Origin of the sequence: Marinospirillum insulare DSM 21763 (assembly GCF_000686905.1) — a bacterium.
GTDB classification, from domain to species: Bacteria; Pseudomonadota; Gammaproteobacteria; order Pseudomonadales; family Halomonadaceae; genus Marinospirillum; species Marinospirillum insulare.
Window position 1 is genome coordinate 1 of the sequence record NZ_JMLW01000022.1, and the last position, 14,928, is coordinate 14,928.

At 41.0% G+C, this 14,928-nt stretch carries 16 protein-coding genes and 2 pseudogenes; 5 read left to right on the forward strand and 13 right to left on the reverse strand.

The genetic code is table 11. From position 1 onward, the window contains the following. Positions 1–121: 121 nt before the first annotated feature. Genes BP27_RS0109720 through zorA form a run of 3 tightly spaced genes read right to left on the reverse strand, consistent with a single transcriptional unit; the run spans position 122 to position 3,558 of the window. The gene (locus BP27_RS0109720) at positions 122–835 is read right to left on the reverse strand and encodes a hypothetical protein (protein WP_027851389.1); all 714 of its coding nucleotides are present in this window, start codon (positions 833–835) and stop codon (positions 122–124) included. Between the two features lies 1 nt (position 836). Next, positions 837–1,592 (reverse strand): OmpA/MotB family protein, encoded by a 756-nt coding sequence (locus BP27_RS0109725; RefSeq protein WP_027851390.1) that lies wholly within the window; start codon positions 1,590–1,592, stop codon positions 837–839. Further along, positions 1,585–3,558, reverse strand: coding sequence for an anti-phage ZorAB system protein ZorA (zorA, locus tag BP27_RS0109730; protein WP_027851391.1), 1,974 nt, complete (start codon positions 3,556–3,558; stop codon positions 1,585–1,587). Before zorA ends, BP27_RS0109725 begins: the two co-directional genes overlap by 8 nt. A gap of 158 nt (positions 3,559–3,716) precedes the next feature. On the opposite strand from zorA, the pseudogene BP27_RS17585 reads away from it, so the two are divergent. Next, positions 3,717–3,845, forward strand: a pseudogene (locus BP27_RS17585) (helix-turn-helix domain-containing protein); the annotation flags it as partial. 290 nt (positions 3,846–4,135) lie between these two features. After that, a pseudogene (locus BP27_RS15890) lies at positions 4,136–4,492 on the forward strand (beta/alpha barrel domain-containing protein); the annotation flags it as partial. A 74-nt stretch (positions 4,493–4,566) separates the two neighbouring features. On the opposite strand, the gene BP27_RS0109740 reads toward BP27_RS15890, so the two are convergent. Further along, positions 4,567–4,857, reverse strand: coding sequence for a type II toxin-antitoxin system RelE/ParE family toxin (locus tag BP27_RS0109740; protein ID WP_051610495.1), 291 nt, complete (start codon positions 4,855–4,857; stop codon positions 4,567–4,569). Then, positions 4,854–5,117: a CopG family ribbon-helix-helix protein gene (locus BP27_RS0109745; protein WP_027851393.1), complete on the reverse strand. Its 264-nt coding sequence runs from the start codon at positions 5,115–5,117 to the stop codon at positions 4,854–4,856. The genes BP27_RS0109740 and BP27_RS0109745 overlap by 4 nt, the downstream gene beginning before the upstream one ends. A 483-nt stretch (positions 5,118–5,600) precedes the next feature. On the opposite strand from BP27_RS0109745, the gene BP27_RS0109750 reads away from it, so the two are divergent. Continuing rightward, positions 5,601–6,764 (forward strand): alpha-hydroxy acid oxidase, encoded by a 1,164-nt coding sequence (locus BP27_RS0109750; RefSeq protein WP_027851394.1) that lies wholly within the window; start codon positions 5,601–5,603, stop codon positions 6,762–6,764. Positions 6,765–6,787: 23 nt separating this feature from the next. Continuing rightward, positions 6,788–7,552 (forward strand): metallophosphoesterase, encoded by a 765-nt coding sequence (locus BP27_RS0109755; protein WP_027851395.1) that lies wholly within the window; start codon positions 6,788–6,790, stop codon positions 7,550–7,552. Positions 7,553–7,563: 11 nt separating this feature from the next. Here BP27_RS0109755 and BP27_RS0109760 read toward each other — a convergent pair whose 3' ends face one another. Genes BP27_RS0109760 through BP27_RS0109780 form a run of 5 tightly spaced genes read right to left on the reverse strand, consistent with a single transcriptional unit; the run spans position 7,564 to position 11,516 of the window. Then, positions 7,564–7,878 carry an AzlD family protein gene (locus BP27_RS0109760; protein WP_027851396.1) on the reverse strand — a complete coding sequence of 105 codons (315 nt, stop codon included), beginning with the start codon at positions 7,876–7,878 and terminating at the stop codon, positions 7,564–7,566. Next, on the reverse strand, positions 7,878–8,582 hold the full coding sequence (locus BP27_RS0109765) for an AzlC family ABC transporter permease (protein WP_051610496.1): 705 nt from the start codon (positions 8,580–8,582) through the stop codon (positions 7,878–7,880). The genes BP27_RS0109760 and BP27_RS0109765 overlap by 1 nt, the downstream gene beginning before the upstream one ends. Continuing rightward, a complete protein-coding gene (locus BP27_RS15895; RefSeq protein WP_051610497.1) occupies positions 8,575–9,582 on the reverse strand; it encodes a patatin-like phospholipase family protein in 1,008 nt (335 codons plus the stop codon). The genes BP27_RS0109765 and BP27_RS15895 overlap by 8 nt, the downstream gene beginning before the upstream one ends. Positions 9,583–9,602: 20 nt before the next feature. Next, positions 9,603–10,547, reverse strand: a complete 945-nt coding sequence (locus BP27_RS0109775) for an alpha/beta fold hydrolase (RefSeq protein WP_051610498.1) — start codon at positions 10,545–10,547, stop codon at positions 9,603–9,605. Positions 10,548–10,556: 9 nt separating this feature from the next. Continuing rightward, a complete protein-coding gene (locus BP27_RS0109780) occupies positions 10,557–11,516 on the reverse strand; it encodes an AEC family transporter (protein WP_027851399.1) in 960 nt (319 codons plus the stop codon). Positions 11,517–11,769: 253 nt separating this feature from the next. Here BP27_RS0109780 and BP27_RS0109795 point away from each other — a divergent pair, with 253 nt between their 5' ends. Further along, positions 11,770–12,561, forward strand: coding sequence for an alpha/beta fold hydrolase (locus tag BP27_RS0109795; protein WP_027851400.1), 792 nt, complete (start codon positions 11,770–11,772; stop codon positions 12,559–12,561). Here the strand turns inward: BP27_RS0109795 and BP27_RS15900 are convergent. The 3 genes from BP27_RS15900 to BP27_RS0109810 are packed head-to-tail and all read right to left on the reverse strand — an operon-like array spanning position 12,547 to position 14,918. After that, positions 12,547–13,452 (reverse strand): alpha/beta hydrolase, encoded by a 906-nt coding sequence (locus BP27_RS15900; RefSeq protein ID WP_051610499.1) that lies wholly within the window; start codon positions 13,450–13,452, stop codon positions 12,547–12,549. The two genes, BP27_RS0109795 and BP27_RS15900, sit on opposite strands and share 15 nt — an antisense overlap. Before the next feature lie 39 nt (positions 13,453–13,491). Next, positions 13,492–13,836 carry a DUF4389 domain-containing protein gene (locus BP27_RS0109805; protein WP_051610500.1) on the reverse strand — a complete coding sequence of 115 codons (345 nt, stop codon included), beginning with the start codon at positions 13,834–13,836 and terminating at the stop codon, positions 13,492–13,494. A gap of 17 nt (positions 13,837–13,853) precedes the next feature. Continuing rightward, a complete protein-coding gene (locus tag BP27_RS0109810) occupies positions 13,854–14,918 on the reverse strand; it encodes an NAD(P)H-dependent glycerol-3-phosphate dehydrogenase (protein ID WP_027851403.1) in 1,065 nt (354 codons plus the stop codon). Between the last annotated feature and the right edge of the window lie 10 nt (positions 14,919–14,928).

Here is a 14,928-nt window from a genome sequence, read left to right on the forward strand (position 1 = left end):
CAAGCAGGGCAGATATTTGGTATCGTTGCTCTCTGGTGAGCTGTGTGTAGTGTCTCATGTTTGCTTCTCATTCTTGGTCGATTGAAAAGCATAAGATGCTACAGCAGCTTGCCATCCAATCCTAGTTTAATGAGTTGCACTTGAGAGTTGAATCCAGGATATAAAACAAAAAGCGGCACTGGTCAGCAAACCGACCATCATCAAATCCTTTCAAACCGATTCTATTAAACAAATCTTGCAAGTCAAGATTGTATTTGACTGCATAACTAGATGTTTTTAAAGCAGAGCTGTCACTAATCAGCATATCTTTATGATGAATAAAAGCATCAATAATATTTTTCTCAACAGCCATGTTTTTTGGATTTTTTCTTCTGACAGCTTTTCTTTTAGAAAAAATAGCTAGCTGCGACTTAATTAAATTTCTTAATTTATTTAAGATTTTTGGTGATTCGTTACCTGCCTCTATATCTAACTTGTCATATTCTTTTAAGTAGAGACTAATTAACTCAATAACAACTAGGTTACCTAGCCAAGTCTTTTTTCTAAGTAAATGCTCCAGCATCTCATTTTTAAAGAAACGTTTGCGAAATGCTGTATCGCTCACCCACAGCCACGTCAGAGCACGAAGTGCTAACCTATCATCTAGAAACTCATTAAAATCCCTGTCATAACCATTTCCATTCCAACCTTTAATCTCAGCGACTTTCTCTTCAAAACCCTTGGTGTGCTTACCTGCGACTTGTTGGCCTAAGCTATAGATAAGGTCTTGCCACTGTTTAAAAGCTTCAGGCTGCCAATCATTAAGTTTGAAATTTTTAATATCAGGTAATCTCATCTTATTTCTCGATGATATTTAATTGGGCACGCTCAATTTCTTGGCTTTTTGGTCTACGAATAGTGATGCGTATATCAATCCGTCGGTTAGCACTTAACTCTTCTAGGGTAATCTGTTGCTTAGTAACTGGCCGTGTTTCTGCATAGCCACTAACAGAAAAAAGACGCTGGTCATCTTTGTTAAGCATTTCTTGCAAGCTAAGTCTCGCTGGTAAAGAGTTAGTCCAAAACTGCCATAAAGTTATCGCCCTAAAAGTTGAGAGCCCCCAGTTACCTTTACCTAAAACGCCGTTAAATGAACGGTTATCTGTATGACCCTCTATAAATATTGTGTCTAGATAATCAATTCTATCTTCACGACTAATTACTTTATGCAATACCTTGCCTATTGCATAAGCAGTTTCATGAAATTGTGGCTGTATCTCATATGCAGCAGTACTAAATCCAAGAAGATCATTAGGAATACGCAACACACTATCATTTTCACTTACAACTACTTGAATACCAAGCTTAGTAAGTTCTTCAGCAGCCTCTTCTAAAATAGTTTTTCTAACTTTCTCTGCTATTTTTAACTGCTGAATTTCTTGGTCTAACTTATCTACTTTTTCTTTTAATTCAGCTTCTGTTTCAAGTAGCTGAACCATTAAGGCTACTGCAGCCAATATAAATATAACCAACAAGGCAGACATAACATCAGAAAAAGACATCCAATAGGAGTTCTCTTCATCTACAGGTGGTGCTTTATGGTACTTACGCACTTTTTTCCACCTTCTGCTCAATCTCATCTACCAAAGTACTAATCGCGCTAACTGCACTAGTCATATTTTTAGTAAATTCAAATGTCTGATTATTCCACTCTTTTAAACGCTCATTGGTTTGGTTTGTAACTTCTTGGCTATAACTACTAAGCCAGTGTTCAGCTTGCTTTTCCATTTTGTTAATTTGATCTGCAAACATACCCACACTGCCAAGTAATTCTTTAGAAAGACTTTGTAAGAAGCTTTTTTGATGCTCTTCTAATTGATTGAAACCACTGTTAGCTGTTTCGGCGGTTTTCTTAAGCTCAGTTGTTGCTACTAGTAAATTGGTTTGCAGTAAGGTCATACTTTGGCTTTGCTTGGTTAATATTTCAGCTAAATGGCTATTTTCTGAGTTAGTAGTTATTAAACCGGCATTCAACAATTTCAACGCATCAGCCATTTCTGTAGTTGCCGATCTTGTATTAGCAGACACCAACTGCAAGCTTTTACTTGTAGCTTGAATACTATTGCTGCTATTTTCCATTCCATTAACAGCAGCATTTAGGTGTTCTGTTAACTGCTTATGATTTTCAATAAGTAAACGATTTTGTTCTGCAGCGTTACGGCTATATTCAGTAATTTCGCTAAGTAAATCAGCTTGCTCTTTACCTAGTTGTTCAATAGTTGATTTAACTTCTTCTTGTCTAGCTTGATCACGCAAATCAGCCTGTTCTTGAATAGCTTTCTGATGAATAGCTAAGTCTTCAAGTAAACCACTTTGTTTAGAAGATAAGTTGCCTAGCAACTGATCGTATTGCTCTTGCGCATTAGCATTTTGCTTTTGGTTTTTTTCAAAAATTTCTAGCAAATCTTCTTGCAACTCTTGTTGTTGCTGTTTGTAGTTACCTTGCTGCTCAGCGCTGTTCTCTAAAAACTTACTTTGTTGGCTATTAAAGCCTTCAAAAGACTGACTGAGCTGCTCACTAATTTCTTGCATCGACTCTTGAACAGCTTGGGCAGCATTATTCATTTCCTGTGCTTGCTCTTGTCCAGCTAGCTTCATACCACCCATAAATTCAGTTACGAGGTCCTCTAAAGCTTGTGAAGACTGCTGCTGCGTATTACTCACCAGACTATTAATTGCTGGTTCCATAATTTTTGTTAAAGCATGCTCCATAGACTTCTGAAAATCCTCAGACATACTAGAGACAGATTTTTGTAGCTCACTACCGATTTTTTCATGTAAGGTTTGTAGTGCTTCTTTGCTTTGCTCGCTACTATCTTTAATGTGTAATAGGGCTTGCTCACTAGGAGCCATCGGAAAAACACTAATTAAAAGATGGTTAATTTTTTCAACTGATTTATGTGCAGCTTTTTCTAATGCCCTTTCAGTAGTACTAGCGATCAAACTAAAAAAAACACCTAGAACAGAAGTATTAAAGGCAATAGATGCGCCGCTAATTAACTCTCCAATTCCTTGTTTTAAAACTACTGTATCATCAGTATTTATCTCTAGGTTATTTAAACCTAGCACCAATCCAGTAAAAGTACCAAGAACACCTATTGCTACCAACATACTCGGTATAGAAACTATTAAACGACTACCACTTAAGTGTGGAAAAACATTAGTTGTATTAAAAAAATACTTGCTATCTATTGTACTATAATCTTTCGTCTTAGTAGTATTTGTTACTAGACTTTGGTCAAAATCTAACCACAAGTTTTTAATTACTTTATCTGTACATTTATTTTTAAAGTATTCCTTTAAGTTATACCGAAGAAAAGCATTTTTTTCAGAATTTTGTTTTTCAATCGCGTCAATCAATTGATCTGTACGCTTTGGTTTTTCTACAAAATAGGTGCGAAATAAAAAAACCATGTAAACTAAAAATATAGCCACCATAATTAAGCCAAAAACCACACCAACTGCCTGAGTGGGTATAAGGGCCCACCAAATATCCGACCAAGAAAAACCACTGCTCATTATTTACTTCCTTTCTAGACCTTGACTTAACTCTCAAGCACAACTCATTAAATTAGGATTTTAAGGCGAGCTACTCTAGCACTTTATGCTTTTCTATCGACCAAGAATAAAAAGCAAACATGTGACGCTACACACAATCCACCAGAAAACAACGATACCAAATATATGCACTGCTTGATAACAATTTAACCCAAACTGAAATCGCTAAAACGCTGGTTTTTCACAAATCCACCATTAAACGAGAGCTTAAACGCAATACAAGCAAACGTGGCTATCGTCCTAAGTAAGCTCAAGAATTTACCTAAGAAAGAATTAAGTAGTCCATAAAACACTGTTTTAACGAACCTACTTGGACTCTAGTAAAAAGCTTGCCAAGCTGAATATTTTAAAGGCCAGTCATGAGCAAGTTTGTCAACATATATTCATAGATTAGTCAAAAGGTGCCTTCCTTTATAACCACCTTCGCTACCAAAAAAACAAATGACGTTTTGGAGGTATAGACCCTAGAGCTCAGATACTCAACCGTGTATCCATTAATTTATGGCTGGAGATTGCTAACAACAAAGAGTTGGTAGACGTTGGCACACCGCTAAAGGCCAAACGTATGCTAGAAGCAGTTAGCCAGCACATTCCTATGAGTAAACTGGCCGCCCACTTTCACGACACCTATGGCCAAGCTCTAGCCAACCTCTACGCAGTATTAGAAGAAGGCATAGCAGTTATTGACAGCTCGGTTGCAGGCTTAGGCGGCTGCCCCTACGCTAAAGGCGCAGCAGGCAATGTAGCCAGTGAAGACGTGATTTATCTGCTAAATGGACTAGGTATAAAAAGCGGTATAAACCTAGAAAAACTAGCCGCAACGGGGGATTGGATAACTCGAAGCATCAATCGCCCCAACCGCTCAAAAGTAGGTATAGCCATGATGGCTGGGTAGGTTTTGTAAAGGTAGTTTTGCAGTAACCCTAAGCCCTAACAGTTAAAATTAACTTTAGGGCTAACCTTGCCTTTTTATAGATTTCTTTCATTTTCTTTGTTGTGCCAAACCCTCAAAATATAAATAACACTATCAGCAATTAAATACCGTGCAGTGTAGTTACCAATATATAGGTCTCGAATTCTTTCTGGATCTGGAGCTTTGCTTACGGGCAAACCAATTTTTGGAAATTGTTTTAACTTGGAAATTCCCTCTTGGAGATCAATTGCTATTCTACGGGCTGTGTAAGGGTTCTTTACTTCCACAAACTCAACAACTCGCTGAAGGTCTTTGAGCGAACCTGGTGAATACCTAACCTCTATCATTTTGGTAGCTCTTTGCGCTCACCAGTGCCCCAGCTATTTAACCAAGCATTCACATCTGCTTCAGGGATTGATTTACCTAACTTAATAGACTCTAGTGCCTCTAGTGTGTCTGTCCACCTAGAATCTTCTAATGACTGCCTAGCTAAAAACTCTTTAATTGCTTGATTTATAAGATAATTTTTACTTCTATCTAGCTTGCTAGCTAAAGATTCAAGTGGTTTGTTGATATCGTCTGCTAGCCGGATACTTGTAATACTCATAGAAAACACCTCTGTATTCACTTGTATTATATGCTAGTACGCATTAGAACCCAACGCTAGAGTATTTTATTGTTGCTGATTACAAACTCACTGTAGTAAAGCGGCAATACAAGATTAACTTGCTCTAAAGCCGATGAACCTTAAGTGCCCGTTAATTTAATGGTTTTATGAGGTGAGCACTTTTTGATGTAAGACTCTAACGACCTTGCTCTAGTGCGCCTAAAAAAGCTGAGCAAGAGTTATGCTTTAGGTGTTTGTATCGCTCTACTTACTACTTATTTTATAAACTATTTATTCCCCATTCTTAAGCCAGACTACTCGAGAGAAGCAACAAGGGTAGTTAATCAAGAGTAGCGAACACAGTTTAGCTTTAAGGTTTACTGAGACGGTAGAATACGGTAAAAGACATACATTCATACCTACTCTATACTGAGCTAAATCTGGTCGCTGAGAAGCACGTAAGAAAAAATAAGGAATACCCTTGTGTTAAGACGTCTCTACTCTGGTTCTAATCTTGATCGCGCTCAAAGCCTCTATGATTTGCGTGCTCGTGCAGTTAAAAAGCTACCTAATTTCTGTAGGGAATACTTAGAAGGTGGCGGTGATGATGAGTTAACTTTAAGCCGTAACCGCCAATCTTTTAATGATATTTTATTTAGGCCACGAATGCTGGTTGATATAAGCCAACGTGATTTATCTACCCAAATTTTTGATCAGCGTATAGCCATGCCATTAGCCATAGCACCAACAGGCTTTAATGGTTTACTTAGCCACGAGGGCGATTTAAAACTAGCCCTTGCCGCTAAAAAAGCCGGCATACCCTTTATTCAAAGCTTAGTGTCTACCGTTTCTTTAGAACGTATTGCAGCGACGGGTGTGCGTCACTGGATGCAACTCTATCTTTTTCAGAATAGAGAAAACTTTAAAGGTGTTATTGAGCGAGCTAAAAAAGCCGGCTGCGAGGCTCTAGTGCTAACCGTTGATACCTCTGTTTTAGGTAATCGTACTTGGGATAGACGCAATTATCGTGCGCCTATGCAGCTAAACCTGCGCAATTTAATTCACCTAGCCACTCGGCCTGCTTGGGTTTGGGATATTTTAGTACCCAAGGGCATGCCTAAATTTACTAACTTAGGTGACTCTTTACCGCCAAACCAAGCTAGTGCTAAAAATGCTGCTAGTTTTTTAACTAAAGAAATGGACGCATCTTTAAACTGGCAAGATGTCCGCTGGCTAAGAGAAAACTGGCAAGGTAAGTTAATTCTAAAAGGTCTACTCACCAGTGAAGATGCATTACAAGCCAAAGCCTTAGGTGTAGATGGCATTGTTATTTCTAACCACGGTGGTCGCCAGTTAGACTCAGCACCAAGCGCTATCGATGTATTACCTGAAATACGTCAAGCAGTAGGGCAAGATTTTTTACTCATTGTGGATGGTGGCTTACGCCGTGGTAGTGATTTAATCAAAGCCCTCTGCTTAGGCGCGAATTTAGTCTTAAGCGGTAGAGCAACTCTTTATGGTTTAGCCGCAGGTGGGCAAGCCGGTGCCGATAAAGCCTTAGAAATTATTCAAACTGAAGCCGATAGAACCCTAGGCTTGCTAGGCTGCACAGAAATAAACCAGTTAGGAAAAGAGTATTTGCTCTAGCCGTTATTTATAAAGGTAGTCTTATGCGTTTAAGGATTTTTTCTGACTTACATTTTGAGACTTATATAGATGGGCGCGATTTTCCTGATGCGGATGCCGATGTCATTATTTTGGCAGGTGATATTCACCTAGGTACTGCTGGGCTAGACTGGGCTGCTAAACGCTTTTCAGGTACACCCATTATTTATGTGCCTGGCAACCATGAGTATTATGGCTCTTCTATGCCGGCTATGCGTAAAGAACTACGAAATAAAGCCGAAAGGCTAGGAATTCACTTACTTGATAATACTAGCCTTGAGTTAGATGGGGTAAAGTTTTTAGGCACAACCCTTTGGACAGACTTTAATCTTTATGCAGGAGATTTAGAAAAAGATTATGTCAGCACTTATAAGAAAGCACTAAGCTTTATGCTCGACTACCATATTATTGAGCAGCCTGAAGGTGAGAGGTTTTTACCTGAAGAAAGTCAGCGCTTACATAAGGTTGCGGTTGACTGGCTAACTACTGAGTTAGCAAAACCTTTTGCTGGCACTCAGGTCGTTATTAGTCATCATGCCCCTAATGCCGCTTGTATTCCGCCACGTTTTCAAGGGGATATTTTATCACCAGCCTTTGCTTCTAACCTAGACCAACTCATGGGTAAAGCAAAGCTTTGGATTCATGGTCATGTGCACGAAAGAGTCGATTTTGAGTATCAAGGCACACGTATAATAGCTAACCCAGGTGGATACCCTAACGAGTTTGAAGAGCCTAGTTTCATACCTGATTTAGTTATAAAGGTACCCTAAAACTCTTGTCTTTAACCAATAAAATAACGCCAAGCTGCTGTAACTATTAAACCGGCAGCTATAGCCGCCAGTGGTTTTTTTAACCAAAGAACCATGACTAAAGTGGTTAATAAAGCTAGGCTAGCGGCTGTGTCACCTTCTACTGCCATAGGTACAATTAAGGCAATAAGTACCGAGCCAGACATGCCGTTGATAAAGCCTTCTACCCGGCGGTTTAAGGGTACAAAGCTCATTATAAACACACCACCGTAACGAGTAATGAGCGTGACTAAAGTCATGGCTGCTATAACAATAAAAGTGGCAGAGGCTGTATTACTTAAATCCATTATTTTGGCTCCGCTGCTTGAGTTTTTGGCAACCAAAAAGCACCAACCAAACCACCGGCTAACGCGCCAGCCACTACGTGACTATTGGGTGGTAAATACTTTAATGCTAACAGTGCTACCGAGGCTGCAGTTGCCCAAATAACTAAAACCCTTAAATCTTTTTTACCACCCACTGCCATAGTCAATAAGAAGCAACCTAACACCATGTCTAGCCCCAAAGCTTCTGGGTTAGGAATCCCCTGAGTAAGCACTAACCCAAGCCAAGTACCCAGCACCCAAGCTAACCAAAGTGCTAAACCACCACCTAAAATAATGCCTAAATTACGTTCGCCTTGTTGGTAATCTTGGGCAGCAATGGCCCAATTAGCATCACTAATAAAAGTAAGAATGCCATAGCGTTTTGCAGTGGGTATTTCTTTTAACCAAGGGTAAAGAGAAGCACCCATTAATAGGTGACGGGCGTTAATGGCAAAAGTAGTAATCATAATAGCTAGCAGTGGTATTTCTTCACGCATTAGCTCTAGCACAGCAAATTGTGAAGCACCAGCAAAAACCAAACCACTCATTAGCAGGGCTTCTAATTTACTCATTTCTGCTTGAGCTGCGGCCAATCCAAAAGCCAGGCCAAAGGCAATAACAAACATAGACAAAGGTAAAAGGCGTTTAAAACCCAGCCAAGTACCTTTAATATCCAGTTTAACCATCTAAATCACCGCTAAAAATAGGTTGGCTAGCTTCCCATTTATCCAGCTGTTTTTTAGCTATTTTTTGACCCAGTTTTATAAGCTGTTCTGCTCGGTGAAAATCAAAACTTTTACAGACACTACGAGGCACATCGATTAAAACATCAGGAGGGTAACCAGCCACTTTATACTGAGCTAAGGCAGCTTGAGTTGTTTCAAAAGATTGCACCATAATATTAAGCTTTCCCCAAGTTCCTTCAGTGCTCTCATTTGCGTCTTCTGAGTTATTTGCGTCACCTTCTAATAAGCTAAAGCGCTCTAGCAATCCGCCCGTTCTACCACGCACTTTATCCATCCACTCACCCACCGCTGTGGGTTCTGAATCTTTTTTATGGCGTTTCTTTTTAATAGGAACTAACTCATCTAGGCTTTCACTAGACCTTTGTGAAGTTACGTTCACTGCAACAATTAAATCAGCATGCCAGGCAACGGCTGGGGTAATCGGCAAAGGGTTTAACAAACCACCATCAACCAGTGTTCGTCCCCTATCTTGCACTGGCGTAATAATGCCAGGCACAGCAACCGAAGCTCGAATAGCTTTTTCTAATGAGCCTTCTTGAAACCAGACTTCTTTTTGACTGACTAGATCGGTAGCAACAGCAGTGAAGGGAATGGGTAAGGATTCAATAGTGCGGCTATTTAACATACTGGTAATCACCTGCATTACTTTTTCACCTTTAATGGCACCCATAGAACTCCAGGTAACATCCACTAGGCGAAATAAATCAAAGTAGTTAAGGCCTGTTACCCATTTTTTATATTCTTTTAACTTTCCTGCTGCATAAAACCCACCGATTAGAGCCCCCATAGAACAGCCGGAAATACCAACAATTTCATAACCTCTGGCTTCTAGTTCTTCTATTACACCTATATGTGCAAAGCCTCTAGCACCACCAGAGCCTAAGACCAGTGCAACACGTTTATTATGGGAAGAGCGAATACTTAACGAATTACGCACCATACTTTTCTTACCCCTTCATACTAGCTTAAGAACTGTATTACTTCGGCTGTAACTGCTTCACAGCTTGTTTCTTCTAGGTGCAAATGGTGGCCACCCGTTAGCGATAATTTTTGCGCATTTTCAATTGCCTGCAAACGAGTCGCAATTTCAGGACGTTTTACCATTAATCCTTGATCAGCTTCTAGGTAGAGGGTAGGCGCTTTTATTGCGGTCATAAAAGACAGGTTCTGAGCTTCGGTTAAACGAAAAGGTGAAGGGTGGCGTAAGCGAGAATCACTACGCCAAAACCAGCCAGTGGCAGCATCTGAAGGATCAACTGCCTGCAAAGCACGTTGACAAAGTTGTAAGGCAGCAGGGTAGTCAACAGCCCCTACGCCTAACATACGAGCTTTGGCTGCTAAATCGATACTAGGGTATATCTTACCCGAAAAGGCTGAAACTGCATCCTTGTCATCTTGATTACGGCTCCTTTTTTGGTGACCTATCCAGCGAGCCATTGCCTGACTTAACTGACTTGCAGCATCTTTATCTGCCGTGGTTAGCGTGCCTATTCCATCGATCAATAACAGCTTTTCAACCACACTTGGGTGAGCACCTGCCAAGAGCGAAGCAACACCTGCTCCCATAGAGTGCCCTATAAGAGTAAAACTTTTCCAACCTAAGGCCATAGCGGCTGCTTGCACATCAAAGCAGTTATCTAATAACAGGTAGGTTTGCCCAGCAGGACGCCAAGCTGAAAAACCATGGCCTGCAAAATCAAGTGCCACAACCCGGTAACCAGCCGCTGCTAAAGCAGGTGCTAGCTTTACAAAGGTCATAGCGTTATCTAACCAGCCATGTAGTGCTAAAAGTGGTTTGCCCTCTGGATCGCCCCAAGCTAGAGCAGCTAACTCTAGGTGAGGTAACTTTAAACGTATTTCTTCTGCACCCTCAGGAACAGCTGACAAACTTTGCTTAGATACCATGTAAAAACCTTAACTTAAACCAAACCAGTGCAGTGCAAACACGCCAATACTAATAGACAGCGTGCCAAATAAAGTTGTTAACGCAACAATGTTGGCGGCTAGCACAGGGTTACCACCCATGGCTCTTGCCATTACATAACTAGCGGCAGCTGTAGGACAGCTAAAGACTAAAAACAATACCCCTAAAGTCATGCCTTGATAACCTAACAACCAAGCACCAAAAACCATAGGCAGGGGTAAAAATAATAACTTATAAGCCGTTGCTTTCAGTGCCAGGCTACTAGTGGCACGGAGGGCTTTTAAATCCAATGCCGCACCTATACACAAAAGCGCCAAAGGAAGCGTCATGCTGGCGAAGTAGTTACCCACTTTTAAAGCTAAATCTGGTAACGGCAATTCAAAAAGTGAGGTGGGTATAGCTAAAACAACAGCAATTATCAAAGGGTTTTTTACGATATCGACTAGAATACGTCGCCAGTTTATGCCCTGCCCTTCTTGGGTATCACGCCAAAGGTTTAGCGCCACTACAGAAAGCAGATTATAGATAATAATCAGTAATGCCAACAGAATTGAGGTTAAAGCTAAGCCAGCATCACCGTATTGGTTGCCTGCTAAAGCCAAACCTAAAATACCTAGATTGCCTCTAAAGCCACCCTGTACAAATACACCTTTATCTTCATCGGCTGGAATTGAACCTGCCCGCCAAACCAATACACCAAAACCTATCAAAGTAACTAAGCCAGCATAGACGAGTAGGTCTAAAGCAAAGACTTGAGTTAAGTCGGTATTTAATAAGGTTAAAAAAACCAGCGTAGGCAGAGTAACACTAAAGACTAGGCGTGAAGCAACACGGTTAAACTCATCATTAACTAAACCGATTCTGGCAAAAAACAGTCCTAAAAAAACCAGTATAAAAACTGGAGCAGTAACATTAAGGGTGAAGCTTAACGTACTTAGGAAAAGATCCATTACAGACTGGCCAAGGCGTAAACAATTCCTGCTAGAACAACCACTAAAAATACTAGATTACGTGCAAGCGTTTTGCGTTTAGGTTTTGGTTGGGTCATTGCCTCTTCTCTTAAGTATTAAAGTTTTAAATAACATGGGTTGCCAGTATTTGACTAGCTAGTCTAGTTTGCACATTGTAACAGGCTTGGCCAGCCTTGCATTTATTTCAAACAAGCGTTCTACTATTGGCTTATTTTGATTATAAGGGTCACGCATGAGTAGTCAGCCTCTTTTGCATTTTGCACACGCTAATGGTTTTCCAGGGCAAAGTTACCGCATTCTATTAGAACCTATGCAAAATCAGTGGCAAATTAAGCTAGTAGACCGTTTGGGTCATCAACCCAACTTTCCTGTTAACCATAACTGGGAGGCCTTGGTTGATGAGCTTTTAGATCACCTAAATGCAACCTGTGGACAACAACCCGTGGTGGGCGTAGGACACTCTTTAGGTGGAGTAGTCACCTACATGGCTGCCTTAAAAAAACCTGAGCGTTTTTCACAAATAGTATTATTAGACCCACCACTCATGACAGGAATAGACAGTTTAGGCTTAAAGCTGGGTAAGCGCTTTGGTTTTATTGATAAGATAACCCCTGCGGGTATTACTAAAGGTCGCCGTAGCCACTTCCCTGACCAAGCAACTGCAGTCAAATACTTTGCTGGTAAAAAGCTCTTTAAAAACTTTCATCCGCAAGCTTTAGAGGATTACGTTGCCTTTGGAACAGAGCCTCGTGAAGCTGGTGGCATACAGCTACGTTTTAAACCTTCTGTAGAGGTAGCAATTTTTAGAAACTTAGCCGATAACCTAACCGCTAGTCATCGTAAACTAAAGGTGCCTGCTAGTATTATTCGCGGCGAGTCGAGTGATTTGATAACCAAGCAACGTGAGCAGCGTTTACGCAAAATGGGCTTTGAAATCTACCAGGTACCAGGTGGCCATATGTTTCCACTTGAATACCCAGAGCAAACACGCTTATGTTTAGAAGAAGTTTTAGCCAGCCGTTAATAGTTTAATAAAACGCGACGCTTGCCGCACACTCGCCGCCGCCTGAGGTAAATAGCGATAAAGCAGCTGCCAAACATGCGGCATCCAAGGTGTTTCAATAATTTCAGCCCGCCCACCCTGCTTTTGTATGGCCTCGACTAAGCGCCTAGCATCATCTCTTAATATCTCTTGTGAACTAACCTGTATGTGCAGGGGCGCTAAACCATACAAGTCACCAAAAAGTGGTGATATTTCTGGGCTAGTTAAAGGTAGCTTATTAGCATAAAGCTCTGCAAAGGCATGCATTTGCACACGGTTTAAAATGGGGTCTGTGGCTGCATTTAAGTCGATAGATGGGCTTGAACAAGAAAGGTCAACCCAAGGTGATAGAAGCACACAGGCTGCTGGCTGACTTAACTTTTTTTGACTTAGCTTTTGTAGTAAAGATACAGCTAGTCCGCCTCCAGCAGAGTCACCACAAATAGCGATACGATCTGATGTGACACCCTGATCAACTAACCACTGGTAAGCAGCATAAGAATCATCTAAACCTGCTGGCCAAGGGTAATCGGGTGCTAAGCGGTAATCTATAGCCAAAACACGGGCATCTGAATGACGAGCAAAGGCAGTTACTAAGTCTCGGTGTGTATCTAAAGAACCTAGAGCGAAGCCACCACCATGCAAGTAAAGTACATAGCGTTGAGTATCGCTACCTTTAGGGCTAATAAGTTCAGCATCACGACCATTAATTAAAAAGGTGGTGACTTCCATATCGTGGGGCAAACGTCCACCCGCTTTAAATTCGTCTAGGTAATCACGCAACAAGCGACACTGGTTAGCCAGCATTTGACGATTGACTAGATCAACGCCCTGCTGCATTGCAGCGAGAGGCCAAAGCATATTATTCCACATGTAAGGTTTTCCAAAGCAGACAAGTACTTGTCTATTAATTTATTCAGCTGAGTTTTCTTTCGTTTCTGTATGGTCGCTAGGTACGTAAGGATTGTCATCAACGGCTACTGCCTTAGGCCAAGCCGAAAAAGGAAAAGGCTTAGTTTCTGAATTAAAAGTTAAGTAGCGGAAAGTTTGATAACTAAAACAAGTGAGCTGTGAAGCAAACTTTAGTAGCTGTTCTTGTGGCTCACCTTTAAATAAACGAAAAACAACTTGTACAAAAATAACACCCAGCAAAATAAGTTCTGCTAAGCGCCAAGCAAAAAAGAACAGCAACATAAAAGGTAAGCGCAACCAGAAGCTTTCATCTTTTAAGCGTTCTTTCATTGTGGGTTCAGTCATTTGATCTATCTCCCTAATTAGTTAGTTATACGGGTGATTTTTTGAGCTGATTTAAGCATTTCATCATGCGGTAGAACAAACTCAACATCCGTGCTTTGTTCACGCCCCATCAAAGAGCTGGCCATTTCTTCAGGGTTATGGCCTTCAAAGAGCACCAAATACAAAGCTTGTACTAAGGGCATATAAATACCCAGTTTATCTGCTTGCGCTCTAACCAACCTAACAGTATTAACACCCTCTGCTACCTGGCCTAGGGAAGCAACTATTTCATCTAAACTTTTCCCTTCGCCAAGGGCATAGCCTACTCGGTAATTGCGAGACAAAGGTGATGAACAGGTCACAATTAAATCACCTACCCCTGACAGCCCTAAAAAAGTCATGGGGTTAGCACCTAGACTTACTGCAAAACGGCTCATTTCTGCAAGGGCACGCGTCATTAACATGCTTTTGGTATTTTCGCCCATACCTAAAGCAACAGCCATACCTACGGCTATAGCATAAATATTTTTTAATGCACCACCTAGCTCAGCGCCGTACATGTCGGTATTAGCATAAACCCTAAAATAGTTATTGCCTAAAACCTCTTGCACGGTAATGCGTGTTAAATCATCTGGGCTGGCTATCACGGTGGCAGTTAGGTGTTTTTTAGCTACTTCACTTGCTAAGTTAGGGCCTGACAAAATACCTAGGTGTTGAAAACCAGTGGTTTCTTGCAGAATTTGGCTCATTAGTTTAAAGCCTTTTTCTTCGAAGCCTTTAGTAGTGCTAACGATGATTTGCTCTGAATGCATAAAAGGCAGGGCTTGTTCTAACACTTGAGCAAAGCCTTTGCTGGGTATTGCCATAAAAACCAAGCCAGCTCCCTTTAAGGCACTTTCTAATGAGCTGGTTGCTTCTAAGCTGGCTGGGAGATCTAGGTCTGATAAGTAACGGGGGTTGCGGTGTTGCTGGTTAATTTGTTCAGCCAAAGCAGCATCACGTACCCACAGGCGGGTAGTAAAACCATTGTTAGCAGCAATCGATGATAAGGCAGTACCAAAACTACCTCCGCCCAACACAGTGACAATAAGACTTTTAGCCATGAAATTCCTT